This window comes from Streptomyces sp. AM 4-1-1, from assembly GCF_029167625.1.
In the GTDB taxonomy this organism is placed as follows: Bacteria; Actinomycetota; Actinomycetes; order Streptomycetales; family Streptomycetaceae; genus Streptomyces.
In genome coordinates, this window is record NZ_CP119145.1 from 2097951 (window position 1) to 2115979 (window position 18029).

The following is an 18029-nucleotide window of genomic DNA, read 5'->3' on the forward strand; positions in this document are numbered from 1 at the left end:
CCACCGTCGAGACGGGCCGCCCGGCCGGACTCCTCGCGCACGAGCACGTGTTCGCCGCCACCGACGGCCTCGCCCGGTGGCACGCGGCGGCGACGGCCGCTCGGGCGGCCGCGGGCATCCGGCCCGCCCGGAAGCCCGGCCCCTTCTGTCCCTGATGCGGCGAGGGCCGGGAAGAATCCACTATGCGCGGAGAAACACCACGAAAGCCGATCCGGAACCAGGAATTCCTTATGCCCGTAAATTCACCGGGGCCGTATTCGGCCGGCATGCCGCAGGTTGGATAAATCCTGCCCTCCGGATACGAGCGATATGCCCGAAGCATCACTCCATGATTGTCCGTATCCGGGTTGAAGGGTGAATTTTGCTACCGCGTGGCCTCCACACATACCTCGTTGACGGCTTGATTCAGTAGGCCGGATAGTCATCGCCACAGTATGAAAATTGCATGAGGGGATCGGCGTGGCTGAAAGAACGCGGGGGAGCGTCGCTGTGGGCGCGGTCTCCCTGCTGGTCGGGGCATTGCTCACCGGACAGCTACCAGGAACATCTCTGCCCGACGCGAGCGCGCAGACCCCGGGGACGGGCGGGGCGGACACCCGAGTCGCCGACGACCCCGCAGCGGACACCCTCTCACCCGACGTCGACCGGGCGCGGGAACAGGCCCGGCGGGACGGGAAGCAGGTCGAGGTCGTCTCCGAACGCGGGGCGAGCCGCGAGGTGTTCGTCAACCCGAGCGGCAGCCTCACCGAGATCACGCACATGGAGCCGGTACGCACCCGCCGGGACGGCAGGTGGGTCACGATCGACACCAGCCTGCGGCGGCTCGACGGGGGTGTCGTGCCGGTCGCCTCCGCCGCCGATGTCGTGTTCTCGGCCGGCGGCAGCCAGGCCCCGCTGGTCCGGATGACCAGGGCCGGACGGGAGTTGTCCCTGTCGTGGCCGGGCACCCTGCCCGCCCCGGTGATCTCCGGCTCCTCCGTGACGTATCCGGAGGTCCTGCCGGACGTGGATCTGCGGATGACCGCGGACCCCGACGGCTTCTCCCAGGTCCTGGTGGTCAAGAGCGCCCAGGCCGCGGCCAACCCCGCGCTCGCCGAGCTGAAACTGCCCTTGGAGGGCAAGGGGCTCACCGTCCGCGGCACCGACGCCGGCGGTCTTGAGGCGGTCGTCACCCAGGCGGGAGGCGTGGCCTTCGAGGCGGCGCAGCCGGTGATGTGGGACTCCGGCGAAGCCGAAGCCGGTACAGACGCCGAAGCCGGCACCGGCACCGACGCCCGGTCCAGGACGGCGGCCGCGTCCCCCACCAAGGCCGCCGGGTCCGCCTCACCGGCCGGCGCTCCGCGCACCGCGCCTTCCCCCGACCTGTACGAAGGCCCCGGCGAGACCTCGACGCGGGCGGACGTTCGCGCCTCGGTGACCCCGGACTCGCTCCTCCTCACCCCGGACCCGCAGCTCCTCTCCGGCGAGAACACCCGCTACCCGGTCTTCATCGACCCGGCCTGGTCCTCGCCCCGCGCGTCCGCCTACGCGATGGTCTCCCGCGCCCACCCCAGCTCCCACTTCTACAAGTTCGACGGCGCCGCCGACTCGGGCATGGGCTTCTGCCCGCCGAACTTCTCCGGCCTCAAGTGCGCGACGAACGACGCCAAGCGGCTCTTCTACCAGCTGCCGGTGACCAGCTTCGCGGGCAAGAGCATCACCAGCGCCGAGTTCGTCGTCCGCGAGACGTTCGCGTACAACTGCACCAAGCAGCCGGTGGAGTTCTGGCGCACCAAGCCGCTCACCACCACGACGACCTGGAACAGCCAGAAGGCCTCGGGCTACTGGATCGACCAGATGCCGACCGTGAAGGCCGCCAAGGGCGCCACCGCCTCCTGCCCGGACGGCGACCTGGAGTTCAACGCGAAGGACGCGGTCACCTGGGCCGCCGCCAACAAGCAGACCAAGCTCACCTTCGGGCTGAAGGCGCCGAACGAGAACGCCGAGTCCCAGTGGAAGCGCTTCGCCGGCAACGGCTTCCTGCGCGTCGAGTACAACAACCCGCCGAACCAGCCCAAGCAGTCGCAGCTGACCATGAGTCCGGGCGGCACCTGCACGCTGGCGCCCAAGGCGGTCAACGTCATCCCCAAGGCGACGGCCGTCCTGTCGGACCCCGACAAGGACCAGGTGTACGCGGAGTTCAAGGTCGAGTGGGACTCGGGCGACGGCTGGAAGGAGCACTGGAACTCCGGCCGGATCGGCCCCAAGGCGTCCGGACAGCCGTACACGATCTCGCTCCCGTCGACCATTCCGCAGAACGTCAGGACCAGTTGGAGCGTGCGCGCCTCGGACGGCAAGCTGTGGGGGCCCTGGAGCTACGCCGGTGACACCCAGACCGGCTGCTACCTGACCTTCGACTCCAAGCGCCCGGCGGCGCCGACCGTGGTCTCCCCGCAGTACCCCGTCTCGGACACCACCGACCCGCTCGACCCCTGGCTGGACGGAGTCGGACAGTACGGCCGCTTCACCATCGACTCGGCCGCGACGGACGTGACCAAGTACTGGTTCGGCCTGAACGCGGACCCGACCGCGGCCAACGAACGCAAACCGGCGACCCCCGGCGGGGCCGTCTCGGTCGACGTGATGCCCACCCGGCCGGGGCTGAACAACCTCTACGTCCAGGCCTGGGACGCCAACAACAACGCCAGCACCATCGCCAATTACCAGTTCCGGGTGGCCACCGGCCAGCCCGATCGCGCCGCCTGGACCCTCGACGCCCCGGCCGGCGCCACCCAGGACCCGGGCTCCGGCGGCGCCCGGCCCGCCGTGCTCGGCGGCACCGCGACGCTCGGTGAACCGGGCGTCCGCAACACGGCTCTCGCCCTGAACGGCGCGGGCGCCACCGACGGTTACGCGGCCGGTGGCCCCCACCTGCTCGACACCGACGGCGACTACACCGTCTCCACCTGGGTGCGCCTGGACTCGGACGCCGGCACCGCCACCGCGGTCAGCGTCGACGGCACCCTGCACGCGGGCTTCTACCTCGGCTACGAGGGAGCGAGCAAGCGCTGGGCGCTGCGCGTGCCCACCAAGGACGGTGCGGGCGCCGGATTCGGCGGCGTGCTGTCGCCGTCCCCGCCGGAGGTCGGCAGGTGGACGCATCTCGCGGCGGTCCGTGACGCGGCGGCCGGCAAGTACACCTTCTACGTCGACGGTGTGCCGGTCGGCACGGCCGCCTTCACCACTCCCTGGCACGCGGCGGCCAACCTCCAGTTCGGCCGCAGCAAGTACAACGGCGCCTACGTCGATCCGTGGAAGGGCGCGATCGACGAGACCGCCGTCTACGACCGCCCGCTGGGCGCGGCGGACGTCGGCCGGCTGGCCCGGCGCGAGGCCGTGACCACCGGCCGCCCCGCCAAGGCGGCCTGGGACTTCGACGACGCCGCCACCTCCCAGGTGGCGCAGGGCGCGAGCGAGGTCAGGCCCCTGGTGCTCAAGGGCGGCGGCACCTTCGGCGCCGTGGGCAACGTGGCCGGTGCCCTGGACCTCAGCTCCACGGCGAACGGCTACGCGAGCAGCGCTGGCCCGCAGCTCAACACCCTGCGCAGCTTCTCGGTCTCCGCGTGGGCCAAGCTCCCCAAGGCGGAGCCGTCCTCGGCGCAGGTCGTCGCGACCCAGGCCGGTGCGCAGCAGAGCGGCTTCGAGCTGTACTACTCGGGCTCGTACCGCCGCTGGGTCTTCAACCGCTACGTCTCCGACACCGCGGGCGTCCAGCCGGCCCGGGCCATGGCCAACCTCGGCAAGCCCGCCGCGGACCAGGTGTACCCCGGGGACAGCTGGCACCATCTCGTCGGTGTCTACGACAGCACGGTGAAGGAGCTACGGCTCTTCGTGGACGGCGGACTCGTGTCAACCGTGCCGTTCGCGCCCGCTCCCTGGGACGCCACGGGTCCGGTGCAGATCGGCGCGGGTTCCTACGGGGCGTTGCCCGGCTCGTTCTTCAAGGGACAGATCGACGATGTGCACCTGTACGACCGGGTGGTCTCCAAGGACGAGGTCGGTGACCTGTTCAAGCAGCACCCGCAGGTGAAGGGGCGCTGGAAGTTCGACGCCACGACGGCCGGCACCCCGGCCTCCAGCCCCGACGACAGCGCCGGCAAGCGGCCCGCGGTCCTGGGCGGCCAGGCGGCCGTCAAGCCGGGCGCGGGCTGGGTCGGCGCCGCGGGCCTGGTCCTGGACGGGGTGGACGACTACGCCGCCGCCGCGACCGTCCCGGTGAGCACCAAGGAGAGCTTCACCGCGACCGCATGGGTGAGCACCGCGAGCCGTCCGCAGAAGAAGGTCACCGTCCTGTCGGCGGAAGGCGCGGTCAACAGCGCCTTCACCGTGCGCTACACCCCGGACCCCGCGGACCCGGCGAACCAGGGTGGCTACGAGCTGGAGCTGCCCACCACGGACACGTCGGGCGCGGCCCGGCCCGCGGTCCACCATTCGAGCTTCCAGACGGACTTCGAATGGGACCACATCGCGGTCGTGTACGACGCCTTCTCCGACGAGGCGAGGCTGTACGTCAACGGCCATCTGGAGCAGGTCCTGGACGCCATGTCGTGGCGGGCCAACGTGCTGCCCTTCCAGGCGACCAAGCAGCTCCAGTTCGGCCGCAACAAGGAGAACGGGACGACCGGCGAGTACTGGCCGGGCGTGATCGACGACGTGTGGATGTTCTCCGGCGTCGCCAGTGACGCCCAGATCATCAAGCTCGGCAACGGAGAGAGCCTGAACACGGTCCCCGGGCCGTAGGGCCGCCGTCCCCGCGCGGCGGCGCCCGGCCCGCGGGCCGGGCGCGGCTGCCGCGCGGGCCCCGGCGCCGGGGCCCGTCCGCCGGACGGGCCCGCCATCCACGGGCCCGCGGGCCTCGGTCCACGGGCCCCCAGGTCCGTGGGCCTCCAGGTCCGTGGGCCTCCAGGTCCGCAGGTCCTCGGACCCGGAGATCCTCAGGTCCTCGGGCCCGGAGGCCCGGAGGCCCGGAGGCCCGGAGGTCCGCAGGTCCGCGAGCCCGCAGGCCCCCAGGTCCGCAGGCCCCCAGGTCCGCGAGCCCGGAGGTCCGCAAGCCCTCGGCCACCGCAGGGGCATCAGCCGCTCGCGGCGCGCATCCGGTCGCCGCGCGGCGGGACCCGCGACCCGAAGCGTCCGGGCCCGACCGAGCCTTCCCCTCCCGCACCCCGCTTCTCGTCTCCCGCCCCTCACACCCCGCACCCCGTACCTCACACCTCACACCTCACACCTCACACCTCACACCTCACACCTCACACCTCACACCTCACACCTCACACCTCACACCTCACACCTCACACCTCACACCTCACACCTCACACCTCACACCTCACACCTCACACCTCACACCTCACACCTCACACCGAAAGGAATCACCGGGTTGTCCAGACCCATACCGCCGCGTCGCGCGGCCGGCTTCCATCGCTGTGCCGCCCTCACGGTGGCCGTCCTGATGGCCGGCTCGCTGTTCCAGGCCGCGCCCGCGCTCGCCGCCCCAGGGACCGGCACCGGCGCCACGCGCCCACGCACCGTCGAGGCCGACCACCCCGTCCCCGGCAAGGCCCTCAAGGCCGCGCCGCGCAAGAAGGACGGGCTGGCCACCGGCCCCCGCCGCGCACCCCACGCCACCTGGCCGAAAGCCGGCACGGCGCAGGTCACCCTGCCCGCCGTGCCCGCGCCGGGCGCCGGTTCCGGCACGAAGGCCAGGGCCGCGGCCGTCGCGCCGACGCCCGTACCGGGCCTGCCCGTCCGGCTGCTGGCCGCCCCGGCGGAGCCCACCGGTTCCGCCGCGAACGCGCCCGCGACCGACGCCGTGCGGGCCCAGGTGCGTGTCCTCCCCCAGGACACCGCCCGCGGCCTCGGCCTCGACGGTGTTCTGCTCTCCGTCTCCGGCACCGGACCGGCGGACACCTCCGGCGATGGCCGCCGGGTCGGCGTCAGCCTGGACTACTCCGCGTTCGGCGAGGCGTACGGCGGTGACTACGGCGCCCGGCTGCGCCTGGCCACCCTCCCGGCGTGCGCGCTGACCACCCCTGAGCTGGCCCGCTGCCGTACGACCACCCCCGTCGCGGGCCGCAACGACGGTGAGAAGCACACGGTCTCCGCCGACTCCGTGGCGCTGCGCCCCGCCGCGTCCGCGGTCCTGCTCGCCGCCGTGGCGGACCCCGCCGGCGGCACCGCGGGCGCCGGTGACTACACGGCGACCCCTCTGTCTTCCTCGGCGGCCTGGCAGACCAGCCTGCAGACGGGCGACTTCTCCTGGTCGTACCCCCTGACGGCGCCGACCGTGCCGGGCGGGCTGCTGCCCAAGCTGTCCATCGGCTACTCCTCGGGCTCCATCGACGGCCAGACGTCCAACAGCAACAACCAGTCCTCCTGGCTCGGTTCGGGCTTCGACATGAACACCGGCTTCATCGAGCGGCACTTCAAGCCGTGCGGCGAGGACGGCGACTGGAGCCGGGACGAAGCTCCCGGCGACCAGTGCTGGGGGTACGACAACGCCACCATCAGCTTCAACGGCCGCGCGGGCGAGCTGATCCCGGCGGGCAAGGACGTCTGGCGCATCCGCAACGACGACGGCACCCGCGTCGAGAAGCTCAGGAACGCCACCGAGCGGGCCAACGGCGACAACGACGGCGAGTACTGGAAGGTGACGACCACCGACGGCCTCCAGTACTTCTTCGGCTACAACCGCCTCCCGAGCTGGAGCACCGGCAAGCCCGAGACCAAGTCCACCTGGAACGTGCCGGTCTTCGGCAACAACGCCGACGAGCCCTGCCACCAGGCCACGTTCGCCGCGTCGTGGTGCCGGCAGGCCTGGCGCTGGAACCTCGACTACGTCGTCGACCTCAACGGCAACGCCATGTCGTACTGGTACACCCCGGAGACCAACTCCTACGGCCGCAACCGGGTGGCCGCCGACGACACCTCGTACGAGCGCGGCGGCGTCCTCGACCACATCGAGTACGGCCAGCGCAGCGACACGTTCTTCACCGCCAAGGCCGCGGGCAAGGTCGTCTTCACCAACACCGAACGGTGCATCCAGCCCACCGCCGCCGCCTGCGCCCCCGCGGAGATCGACAAGAACGCCACGCGCTGGGAGGACACGCCCTGGTATCTGAACTGCAAGGCGGGCACCGACTGCGACAAGGGGCGTTTCGCCCCGTCCTTCTGGTCCCGCAAGCGGCTCACCAAGGTCACCACCCAGGTGCTCCAGCCCTCGGGCGGCTACGCGGACGCCGATGCCTGGGCGTTCACCCAGAAGTGGGGCGACGCCGACATCGACCGCTCCCTGCTCCTGGAGTCGATCCAGCACACCGGCCTGGCCGCCACCCCCTCGATCACCCTGCCCAAGGTGACCTTCGGCTACAAGCAGGGGCCCAACCGCCTCGACCGGCTCGGTGACGGCATCGCGCCCTTCATCAAGTACCGGCTCGCCAACGTCTCGGACGAGTCGGGCGGTTCGATCGACGTCGCCTACTCGGAACCCGAGTGCGACTTCGCCGCGCTGCCGGTGCCGGAGACCAACACCACGCGCTGTTTCCCGCAGTACTGGCAGCCCGCCGGTGCGCCCGACCCCGTCCAGGAGTGGTTCAACAAGTACGTCGTCACCCAGGTCACCGCGACCGACCGCACCGGCGGCAGCGACGACATGGTCACCAAGTACGCCTATCTCGGCGGCGCCGCCTGGCACTATGCGGACGACGACGGGCTGACCAAGGAGAAGTACAAGACCTGGTCCCAGTGGAACGGCTACGGCCGGGTCCAGGTGCGGTCCGGCGGCTGGGACGGCATGCGCTCGCTGTCCGAGCACTGGTTCCTGCGGGGCATGGACGGCGACCGCAAGAACGCCGCGGGCGGCACCAGGCCGGTGACCGTGTCCGACGGCGAGGGCGGCAGCATCCAGGACCACGAGGCCTTCCAGGGCACCGAGTTCAAGACGATCGACTACACCGCGCCGGGCGGCACGGTGGAGAGCAGGACCGTGAGCACCCCGTGGCGCAAGGAGACCGCCAAGAGGGTACGGGACTGGGGCACCGTCACCGCGAACCTGACCGGCACCGCCGCCACCCGCACCTGGGACCGCAAGCACGACGGCAGTTGGCAGGAGACCTCCACCGCCACGAAGTACGACGACCTGGGACGTGTCGTCGAGGACAGCGACCTCGGTGAGGCGGCGGCCGGCGACGAGGAGTGCACGATCACCTCGTACGCCGACAACGCCACCACCTGGCTGCGGGCCCTGCCCAAGCAGGTCGAGGTCCTCGACGTGGCGTGCGGTACCGGCGTCATCTACCCCGCGCACCTGCTCTCCCGCAAGCGCAACACCTACGACAACCTCGCCTTCGGCGCGACTCCGACCCGGGGCCTGCTCACCAAGCAGGAGGAGCTGACCGGTTACACCGGAACGACGCCCGCCTACCGTTCCAAGAACACGGCGTACGACGGCTACGGGCGGGTGAAGTCCACCTCCGACTCGACCGGTTCCAGCAGCACGACCGTCTTCACACCGGCGACGGCCACCAAGCCCGGCAGCTTCACCGTGACCGGTACCGAACTGGTCGCGGGCACCGCCTCCAGCGCGCAGTCCGTGGTGACCGAGTTCGACGGCGTCCGCTCGCAGCCCACCGCCACGGTGGACGCCAACGGCAAGCGCAGCGAAGCGCAGTTCGACGCGCTGGGCCGGCTCACCAAGGCCTGGCTCGCCAACCGGCCCAAGGCGTCCAGCCCGACGCCCAGTCTGGAGTACAGCTACCTGATCGCGGAGGGGTCCATCGCCGCGGTCGTCGCCAAGAAGCTGAAGAACGACGGCAGCCAGACGGCGTCGTACATCCTCTACGACGGCTGGCTGCGGCCCCGGCAGTCGCAGTCCGTCGGCCCGGACGGCGGCCGGCTGGTCGACGACACGTTCTACGACGAGCGCGGCCTGGTCGAGCGGACCTACGCGCCGTACTACGCCACCGGCGCACCGGAGGCCGAGCTCTTCGGCGTGACCGCGCAGGGCGCCGTGGACACCCAGACCGTCAACGAGTACGACGGCCTGGGCCGCCCGACCGTGACCAGGACGCTCCAGGGCAACGGAGTGGGGACGGAACTGTCACGCACCACGACCACCCACAGCGCCGACCTGGTCACCGTCGACCCGCCGACCGGCACCACGCCGACCGAGACGGTGCTCGACGCGGCGGGACGGGTCAAGGAGCTGCACGAGTTCCACGGGTCGGCGCCGACCGGCGCCTTCGACAGGACGCTGTACGAGTACGACAGCGCCGGCCGCCTCACGAAGGTCACCGCCCCGGACAAGACGGTCCGCTCGTACACCTACGACCTGCTCGGGCACCAGCTCACGTCCACCGACCCGGATTCCGGCACCACCCGGACGACGTACGACGACGCGGACCGGGTCACCACCGCGACCGACGGCCGTCAGAAGAAACTCGCCTTCGTCTACGACCGGCTCGGCCGGCACACCGAGACCCGGGAGAACTCCACCACGGGCCCGCTGCTCGCGTCCTGGACCTTCGACACCGTGCGCAAGGGCTACCTCAGCAGCTCCACCCGCTACGTGGGCGGCGCCGCCGGCGCGAAGTACACGCAGACGATCGACGCGTACGACAACCTGTACCGGCCGCTGCGCACCACGGTGTCGGTCCCGGCCTCGGAGCCCGGCCTCGGCGGCACCTCGGGCGTCAGCTACCAGACCACCACCGGCTACAACCTGGACGGGACCGTCAAGTCCGCCAGCTACCCGGCGGCCGGGAGCCTGCCCGCCGAGGTGGTGGCGCCGACCTACGACGCGCTCCAGCGCGTGGTGAAGTCCGAAGGGCTCAGCACCTACATCGGCGGCGCACGCTACAGCCTCACCGGGAAGCTGGAGGAGCTGGAGCTGGGCAGCGCGGGCAAGCGGATCTGGATCAACAACACCTACGAGCCGGGCACCCAGCGGCTCTCCACCAGCCGCGCCGAACGCGAAGGCGTCGCGGGTGTCGACCGGGCGGCCACCTACGCCTACGACGACTCGGGCAACGTCACGTCCGTCACCGACGCCTCGCGCCAGGGCACGGACCGGCAGTGCTTCCACTACGACTACCTCCAGCGGCTGACCGAGGCGTGGACACCGGCCGGTGACTGCGCGCCCACGCCCGGTGCGACCGCGCTCGGCGGACCGGCGCCGTACTGGCAGTCGTACACCTACACGGCGGCCGGGAACCGCGACACCGACACCGCGCACGACCCCGCGCTGAACGCCTCCCGGGACACCAAGCGCACCTACCGCTACGACGAGAACGGAAAGGGCCAGCCGAACACCCTGACGTCGGTCACCTCCGCCGGCGCCGTCACCGGGAAGGACACGTACACCTACGAGCCCGGCGGCGGCACCGAGTCCCGTACCCCGAGCGGTGCGGCGAAGCAGTCGTTCGCCTGGGACTCCGAGGGCAACCTCGCCTCGGTCACCGAGGGTTCGTCGGTCACCTCCTACCTGTACGACGCCGACGGCAAGCGGCTGATCAGCCACGGCCCCGGCAACACCTCGACGCTGTACCTGGGCGCCACGGAGATCACCTGGACCAAGGCCACCGGCAGGACGACGGCCCGGCGGTACTACGACCTCGGCGGGGCGAGCGCCGTACGGCAGGACAACGGCTCGCTCTCCTTCGTCGTCGCGGACCACCACGGCACCGGTGAACTCGCCGTCGACGCGAGCACCCAGACCATGGTCCAGCGCCGGAACATGCCCTTCGGTGAACCACGCGGCACGAGGCCGCCCACCGGCAGCTGGCCGGGGACCAAGGGCTTCGTCGGTGGTACGCAGGACTCCACCGGCCTCACCCACCTCGGAGCCCGGGAGTACGAACCGGGCACGGGCCGCTTCATCAGCGCCGACCCGGTGGTCGACCCGTCGGACCCGCAGCAGCTGAACGGCTACGCGTACGCGCACAGCAATCCGCTGCGGCGCAGCGACCCCTCGGGGATGTACGACCCGGACGAGCGGGACTACTGCAACAAGAACCCCGGGAAGTGCTCGGGCGGAAAGCTCATCCGGAGCAAGCCCAAGCCGTCCAAGCCGAAGAAGAACCCCAACCCGGGGATGGACAAGAAGCGCGCCCACATGCCGGCGGTCCAGAACGAGCGCCTCGAAAGGATCATCAAGGAGCTGTACATCCGGCCGCAGGTGGCGGACTCGGACGTGGTGGGCGACGGCAAGACGGCCACCGCCCTGATCGAGGAGCTGAACGAGGGCAAGGCGTTCGGCGGCGACGGGACGAAGTGGCACATCGAGAAGGCCACGGCGAAACTGGGCGGTCTGCGGGATCTGCTGGAGGACGACCGGAAGGCGAAGGAGAGCACCGGGAAGGGGATTCTCTCCGATTCCGACCGCAAGATCGCGCTCAACGAGTCGAAGGAGCTGTGGACGGCCATCAACGCGAACGACGTGGCCGGTCAGGTGACGAAGAACGTGAAGGCGTCACCGGCCTTCGCGAAGACGCTGTCCAAACTCGTCAAGACCGTCATCTCGTCGGAGTCGATGAGCGAGGTCACCGGCCAGAAGTTCGCGATCCCCGAGAACCTGCACCCGAAGGCCCCGCAGCGGGCCGCGCCCACCGGTGAACGGGTGCAGGGGCGTGGCTTCGCCAAGGCGTTCGGGGTGGTGGGCGGCGCCGCCAGTGCCGCGCAGTATCCGATGGACGTCTACAACTACGGGTTCGAGGAAGCCACGAAGAAGCTCACGGAATCGCTCACGGACCCGCTCGACATGATCCCCGACGGGCAGGGCGCGGGATGCGCGCTCTTCGGCGACTGCTACGTGGTCGTGCCGGTGATCTGACACCGGGCCGACCCGCGGGGAACACCAGAGGAACGCGCACGGCCGGCCGGGAATCCCTCCCGGCCGGCCGTGCGGTATTTTGCGCGAGACGAAGGAGTACGGACACATGCAGGGAATCTCCTCCCGGGACCTGGTCGGGCAGCTCGTCCGGCTGCTGCCGGAAGTGGAGCCGTACCTTGAGACGGCGGCCCGGCGGCACGGCAGGCGGGCATCCCAGGTGACCCACTGGGACCAGGTCAACACCCACCCCGGGACGCTGCTTTCCGAAGTCCTCGCCCATCCGCTGTTCCAGCCCAGGATGGAGTCCGCCGAGATCGACGGGGCGGACGAGGAATTCCTCGCGCGCTGCTTCGAATTCATCGAGGGCCTGGAGGAGAGTCCGGGGGGCGAACTCGTGGAGACGGCGTACTTCACCTTCGTGGAACCCCTCATGGAGAGCAGGGAAGTGCTCGATCGCGCCTTCCGGTTCGCCGGTCCCAGGACGCGTGCGGAGGTCCTGGCCATGCTGCGGGGCTGGAACGTCCCCGTGGATACCTCGTGGGAGCAGGAACGGCGGGCATAGCCGCGGTACCCGGCCGCCCGGACGCCCATTCGGTCCCCTGCCGTTGCGCGTTGCCGGTCCCCGGGGAAACGTGGTGCGCATGATCCGAACGGTGGGACGCGGCCTGCTCGCGGGCGCTGCGGGAACGACCGCGCTTAACGTGGTGACGTACGCGGACATGGCCCTGCGCGGCAGGCCGACCAGCAGCGCGCCCGAGACGACGGTGAGCAGACTGGCGGACCTGGTCGGCCGCCCGGTGCCGGGCGACGACGAGCATCGCGGCAACCGGCTGTCGGGGCTCGGCGCGCTGTCCGGGCTGCTGGTCGGCACGGGGGCCGGAGCGGTCGCGGCGGTGACCCGCCGGGCCGGACTGCGGCTGCCGGTGTGGCTGGGCGGCGTACTCACCGGGGCGCTGGTGATGGCCGCGACCGACGCGCCGATGGCCGGTCTGAAAGTGTCGGACCCCCGGACCTGGTCGGCCACCGACTGGATCTCGGACGCGGTCCCGCACCTGGTCCACGGCCTGGTCACGTACGCCGCCGTGGTGACGTACGAGGACCGGCGGTGAACGGGGTGACGCGCCCGTCGGCCTTCGCCGGCCGGACGGCACACACCGCGCTCGTCGGCCTCGCGTCCGGCCTCCGCAGCCGATTCGGGGTGGCGGCCGTCGCGCTGGTGGGGGCGTAGGCGACGATCCGTTCGTCCAGGGCTTCCCATATGACTTTCGCCGCTGCGTCCCACTGCTCGGCGGTCATCTCGTCGAAGGCCGACAGAAGCCGGTCGGCGAGGCCCACGCCGTCGCAGTCCAGGGCGGGGAGGACGGACGCCCCCATGTTGCCCGGCATGAAGTACGCCGTCCCGGACGCCTGCCAGAGCTTGAACCAGAAGTCCTCGTACGGTTCATCGGTCGGAACGGGGAGCCCGGCAAGCAGCGGCAGCATGTGCCGGGTGGCGATGTAACGGTCGCAGTGGGCTGTGGTCAGCAACGCCATCCTGCTGACGTTGTCGACCGAGAGCCGGACTCCCGAAGTCCGGCGGCAGGCCCGCATAGCGGTCCAGATACTCGGGCGGCCGCGGGGAGGAGACCATCACCACTTCTTCGGGACTTTGTGGAAGATCGTCCAGCGACAAGATCTCCCCTGGCGCCTGGCCTCCGCAGGTGAACCGGAGAAGTTGGCCGGTCTGCGCCGGCCGGGACGGAGTGGGTGCCGGACCCGCGCCCCGCCCGCCGCCCTCGGCCCAGGCAGTGCGATCTCGGTCATCGCCTACGCCCGGTTACTGGGCAAGCCGGTGCCGAAAGGGCCGCCGTGCCTCACGGACGGCGGCCCCCTCGTGGTGCTCGGACCTGCTACTCGCCAGGCTTCACCTGGAAGCGGCTGACGTGGGAGACCGGCGGGTCCGTCTGGTCCCGCTTCAGCCTTGGTGTGGGCTCAGGGGCACGGGTGGCCTCTGGTCAGCAGGACACCACGGCCGAGACGGTCGCGGTCGACGGGGGCCAGCCCCACTGGTTCACGGAGAAGCTGCCGGTGACCGTCGAACCGCACGGCGCGGTGGTGACAATGCTGCCGACCGAGGTCGTGCCCGCCGGCACGAGCACGGTCGGGTTGATGGGCGCGATCGGGGCGCCGCCGACGACCGTGCCGGAGACCGTGAAGCCGACCTGCTGGGGCTGCCACCCGGAGTTGATCGTGGCTGCGACCCCGTAGAAGCGGACCTGGTTGCCGGTCACCTCGACACAGGCTCGGGTCAGTAAGATCCCGGGCGCACCGGGGGTGCCGCAGGTGATGACGGCGCCGACCGGCCCGGTCGGCGCGGCGACGGCTTCCTGGCCGGTGGCCAGGGTGGCCAGGGTCGCAGCGGCGACCGCAACAGTGGCAAGACTCTTCACTGGGTCCCTCTCTCTTCCGTTGCCCTCACCAGAGAGCAATGTGAAATGTCACATACCTTTCGGGTGAATCATGGCAGTGCACCGAGATGGGCAGCGCCGGATTCCGAGGGGAAAGGTATGTTTCTACTATTTCCGGCCAATAAATGGCCTGAATTCCGCGTCAATGGCCACGCGAGAAGTTGCCGCACTCGTGCACGTGGCTGGTCCGGAGGCGAGCGGCGGACGTGGACTGGTCCTGGTCGACGCGCTGGCGGACCGATGGGGGTTCGGGGAGCGGGCCGGGGTCGGAAAGGTCGTCCGGGCGGAGCTGTCCGCGTCCGCGACGGGACCGGTGGACGGCTCCGGTGAGTGCGGGGACTGAACCGCGTCTGTGCGCGGTGACCGTACGACCCGGCGACCGGGTGCGGGTCCAGGGGCAGTGGCGTCAGATGCTCAGCTCGCGGATGGACCGCTTCCCGTCCGGTGGCTCGGCGGTCGTACTCGTCTTCACCGCCGGACACGCCTTGCGCGTACCCGCCTCCCAGGAGATGGCGATCTCCCGGTGACCTGGCGGATCACGTACGTGGTCGAGGTCCGGGGCGGCGGGGGCAGCGAGGCGGGCGCGACACGACGTTCGCGGGCCCGCCCGTCCGCACCGGAACGCGTACGGGCGGATACGACTCCCCCGCACGGAGTCGCCGCGAAGGCCCCGGCCTCAGCCCTCGTCCGCACGGGCGCCGGAAGGCCGCCGGGTGGGCCGCGTCCACAGCGCGCGCAGATGGGCGTGCAGGATGTCCCGCGCCTCCTGCGGGGTGATGCGGCCGATGAGGACGTGGGTGGTGAGGCCGTCCGCGAGGGCGAGGAGGGTGCCGGCCTCGCGGCGCGGATCGAGGACCGGCTCGGGGGCGGGGCCGGCGGCGGAGGCGCGGAGCGGGCCATGCCGTACGGCGGCGTCCCCGGGCCCCTCCGCCTGCCCGGCCCCCTTGCCGTCCTCCGCGTTCTTACCGTCCTCCGCGCCCTCGGCGGCCTCCGCGATGAGGGCGGCGAACGCCTCTTGCAGGGCTGCGTAGTTCGTCTGCAACGTCGTGGCAAGCGACTCACTGACAGCCGCCTGCGCGACGAACGCGAGCCACACCCGGGCCTCCGCGCGGTGCTCCTCCTCGACCAGCGCGACCTCGGTGACCGCGTGACCCAGGACCGTCGCCGCCGATTGGGCCGGGCTTTCGACGAGGCGGGCCCGTACCCTTTCGCCGATCCGGTCGCCGATGTGGCCGAGGGCGAACACGAGCATGTCGTCCTTGGTCCGGAAGCAGCGCTGCACGGCGCCCATCGACACCTGCGCACGGGCGGCGACATCGCGGAGGGTCACACCCTCCAGACCTCGTTCGCCCGCGAGCAGACAGACGGCCTCCGCGATGAGACGGCGTCGGCCCATGTGATCCACCTGCCTGGGCATGTCGGGCACCTCTCCCTTTACGTCCGTTCCGTTCGATCACGCGTTCACGCGACCCCACTGCGGGCCCGGACCCGGAGCCGTAACCCGTACCACGCGCCCCGTACCCGCGACCGTCCTCCGAACTTTATGCGATGCGACCGCATCGGTTCCCGGGCTACAGTTCCGGTGTTCCGATGCGATCGCATCGGAACGTATGGACGTACGGACGTACGGGAAGAAGGGGGAACGCCCATGCCGGACGACTTGTGGAGGATGTCGGCCGTCGAACAGGCGGAGGCCGTACGCGATGCGGATGTCTCGGCCGTCGAACTGGTCGACAGCCACCTGGACCGCATCGCGGAGGTCAATCCGCGCGTGAACGCGGTGACACAGCTTCTGGCCGAGCGGGCGCGCGAGGCCGCCGCGTTCGTCGACGCCCGGCGGGCCGCGGGCGAACCCCTGGGGCCGCTCGCGGGTGTGCCGTTCACGGTGAAGGAGAGCACCCCCGTCGAAGGGGTACCGACCACCTTCGGAGTGAAACGGTTCCGCACCCTGGTGGCGTCGGCCGACGCTCCCCCGGTGGCGCGGCTGCGCGCGGCCGGGGCCGTCCCCATCGGGCACAGCAACATCCCCACGCTGATCCTGGCGGGCATGCACACGCGCAGCGAACTGTTCGGCGACACGGTCAATCCGTGGGACCGTGCCGTGACTCCGGGCGGCTCCAGCGGGGGTGACGCGGTGGCCGTCGCCACGGGCATGGCGGCGTTCGGGCTCGGCAACGACTCCGGTGGGTCGGTGCGGATTCCGGCGCAGTTCTGCGGGGTCGCGGGGCTGAAGCCGTCCACGGGCCGGTTCCCCGCCGACCACCGTGCGCTCGGCCCGGACGATCCCGGACCGGCGTCCCAAATGTTGGTGACCGACGGCCCGTTGGCGCGGACCGTGCGTGATCTGCGGCTGACGTACGAGGTGCTGGCCGGGACCGATCCGCGCGATCCACGGGCCGTACCGGTGCCCGCGTACGGCGCACCGCTCCCCCGTCCCGTGAAGGTCGCCGTCGTGGCGAATCCCGGCGGGCACGGCGTCCACCTCACGGTCCGCCGGGCGGTCGGGACCGCCGCCGACGCGCTGCGCGACGCCGGGTACGACGTGTGCGAGGTGCCAGACGTGCCGCGTCTGGACGAGGCCCTTGAGGTGTACGGCCGGATCGTCGTGACGGAGTTCGCCCCGACCTGGCCCGCGGTGCGCACGCTGCTCGGCGAGGGCGGTGACCGCTACATCGCGATGACGATGGAGCGGACCCCGCCCGCGACCGTGGACGAGTTCATGAAGCTGATGGGCAGTTGGCTGGGCATCCGCCGGTCCTGGGCCGAATTCCTCCATGAGTACCCGCTGCTGCTCGGCCCCTCGTTCACGGAACCACCGGTCGAGCCGGGGCTGGAGTCGCGCGACCGGGCCGGCCTGGAACGCGTCGCGTCGGGGATGCGCCTGTGCACCGCGACCAGCTTCGTGGGCGTGCCCGCGATCGCCGTCCCGACCGGTGTGGTCGACGGCCTCCCCTGCGGAGTACAGGTCGTCGGACGGGCGTTCCGGGAGGACCTGTGCCTGGACGCGGCCCAGGCGATCGAGGACCGGCTCGGTGTCCTCACCCCGATGAATCCGGTCGGTCCCCGGGTGGGGAGCGGCCCCGGCGTCTGAGCCCGGCGCGGCGCGGGCGCACCCGCACTCGTCGGCTCGACAGCGGCGGACGGCCGGGCTGTCGATCACTCGACATGTGCGGCGATGGCCCGTGCGCACTCCATCGATTCGGCGCGCGTGGTGTCCACCTCCAGGTCATAGGCCACGCCCTGGTGGACGAGATCCGCCTGGGCCGCTGCCATCCCGATGATCCGGTCGCCGCGTGCGACCTCACGCCCCGTGGCAACCGCACTGTCACACCGCACGCCGACCCACAGCACCCGCAGGTCACGCAGAGCTTCCTGCCACCGCCGCTGTGAGTCCGCTCCGCCGAGGAAGACCTCGTCGACGATGATTCGGGCACCCGCGTGGACCATCGCCGCGACCCCCGCGATCCATGCCGCTTCCAGCGTCCGGAACTCCGGCCCGACGACCACCTCCCCGTCCGGAGCGAACTCGATCCCCGCGTCCGACGCCTGCATGGACGCGGGCATGGCGTCAACCAGCGTGTCAGTCCCCAGAGCCAGCCACGGCTCCGGAAGGACCGCCTGCAGGCACCGGGCGATCCCGGTCTTCCCCGAGCTGGAGCCGCCGTTGAGGACGATCACCGTAGTCATCACCGGGCCACAGTAGAGGTCCGAAGCGGCATCCC

Annotated in this window: 11 protein-coding genes; 7 read left to right on the top strand and 4 right to left on the bottom strand. The window is 71.1% G+C overall.

The genetic code is table 11. The features are described from left to right. Positions 1-459 precede the first annotated feature (459 nt). From PZB75_RS08780 to PZB75_RS08795, 4 genes are all read left to right on the top strand, one after another. Positions 460-4779, top strand: a complete 4320-nt coding sequence (locus PZB75_RS08780; RefSeq protein WP_275534733.1) for a LamG-like jellyroll fold domain-containing protein — start codon at positions 460-462, stop codon at positions 4777-4779. 634 nt (positions 4780-5413) lie between these two features. Continuing rightward, complete coding sequence (locus PZB75_RS08785; protein ID WP_275534734.1) at positions 5414-11860, top strand: RHS repeat-associated core domain-containing protein; 6447 nt, start codon at positions 5414-5416, stop codon at positions 11858-11860. A 106-nt stretch (positions 11861-11966) separates the two neighbouring features. Then, the gene (locus PZB75_RS08790; protein WP_275534735.1) at positions 11967-12422 is read left to right on the top strand and encodes a hypothetical protein; all 456 of its coding nucleotides are present in this window, start codon (positions 11967-11969) and stop codon (positions 12420-12422) included. Positions 12423-12501: 79 nt separating this feature from the next. After that, positions 12502-12969: a hypothetical protein gene (locus tag PZB75_RS08795; RefSeq protein ID WP_275534736.1), complete on the top strand. Its 468-nt coding sequence runs from the start codon at positions 12502-12504 to the stop codon at positions 12967-12969. Here PZB75_RS08795 and PZB75_RS08800 read toward each other — a convergent pair. Then, positions 12929-13393 carry a hypothetical protein gene (locus PZB75_RS08800; protein ID WP_275534737.1) on the bottom strand — a complete coding sequence of 155 codons (465 nt, stop codon included), beginning with the start codon at positions 13391-13393 and terminating at the stop codon, positions 12929-12931. The two genes, PZB75_RS08795 and PZB75_RS08800, sit on opposite strands and share 41 nt — an antisense overlap. 461 nt (positions 13394-13854) lie before the next feature. Then, complete coding sequence (locus PZB75_RS08805) at positions 13855-14289, bottom strand: hypothetical protein (protein WP_275534738.1); 435 nt, start codon at positions 14287-14289, stop codon at positions 13855-13857. Positions 14290-14485: 196 nt separating this feature from the next. Here PZB75_RS08805 and PZB75_RS08810 point away from each other — a divergent pair, with 196 nt between their 5' ends. Both PZB75_RS08810 and PZB75_RS08815 read left to right on the top strand, forming a co-directional pair. Next, positions 14486-14650, top strand: coding sequence for a hypothetical protein (locus tag PZB75_RS08810; RefSeq protein ID WP_275534739.1), 165 nt, complete (start codon positions 14486-14488; stop codon positions 14648-14650). 16 nt (positions 14651-14666) lie between these two features. Next, on the top strand, positions 14667-14834 hold the full coding sequence (locus PZB75_RS08815) for a hypothetical protein (protein WP_275534740.1): 168 nt from the start codon (positions 14667-14669) through the stop codon (positions 14832-14834). A 149-nt stretch (positions 14835-14983) separates the two neighbouring features. Here the strand turns inward: PZB75_RS08815 and PZB75_RS08820 are convergent, their stop codons facing one another. Next, positions 14984-15724: a TetR family transcriptional regulator C-terminal domain-containing protein gene (locus PZB75_RS08820; RefSeq protein WP_275534741.1), complete on the bottom strand. Its 741-nt coding sequence runs from the start codon at positions 15722-15724 to the stop codon at positions 14984-14986. A gap of 231 nt (positions 15725-15955) precedes the next feature. Between PZB75_RS08820 and PZB75_RS08825 the strand changes: the two genes are divergently transcribed. Further along, positions 15956-17398 (top strand): amidase, encoded by a 1443-nt coding sequence (locus tag PZB75_RS08825; protein ID WP_275534742.1) that lies wholly within the window; start codon positions 15956-15958, stop codon positions 17396-17398. Positions 17399-17463: 65 nt separating this feature from the next. Here PZB75_RS08825 and cpt read toward each other — a convergent pair whose 3' ends face one another. Then, positions 17464-17994: a chloramphenicol phosphotransferase CPT gene (gene cpt / locus PZB75_RS08830; protein ID WP_275534743.1), complete on the bottom strand. Its 531-nt coding sequence runs from the start codon at positions 17992-17994 to the stop codon at positions 17464-17466. Positions 17995-18029: the final 35 nt, after the last annotated feature.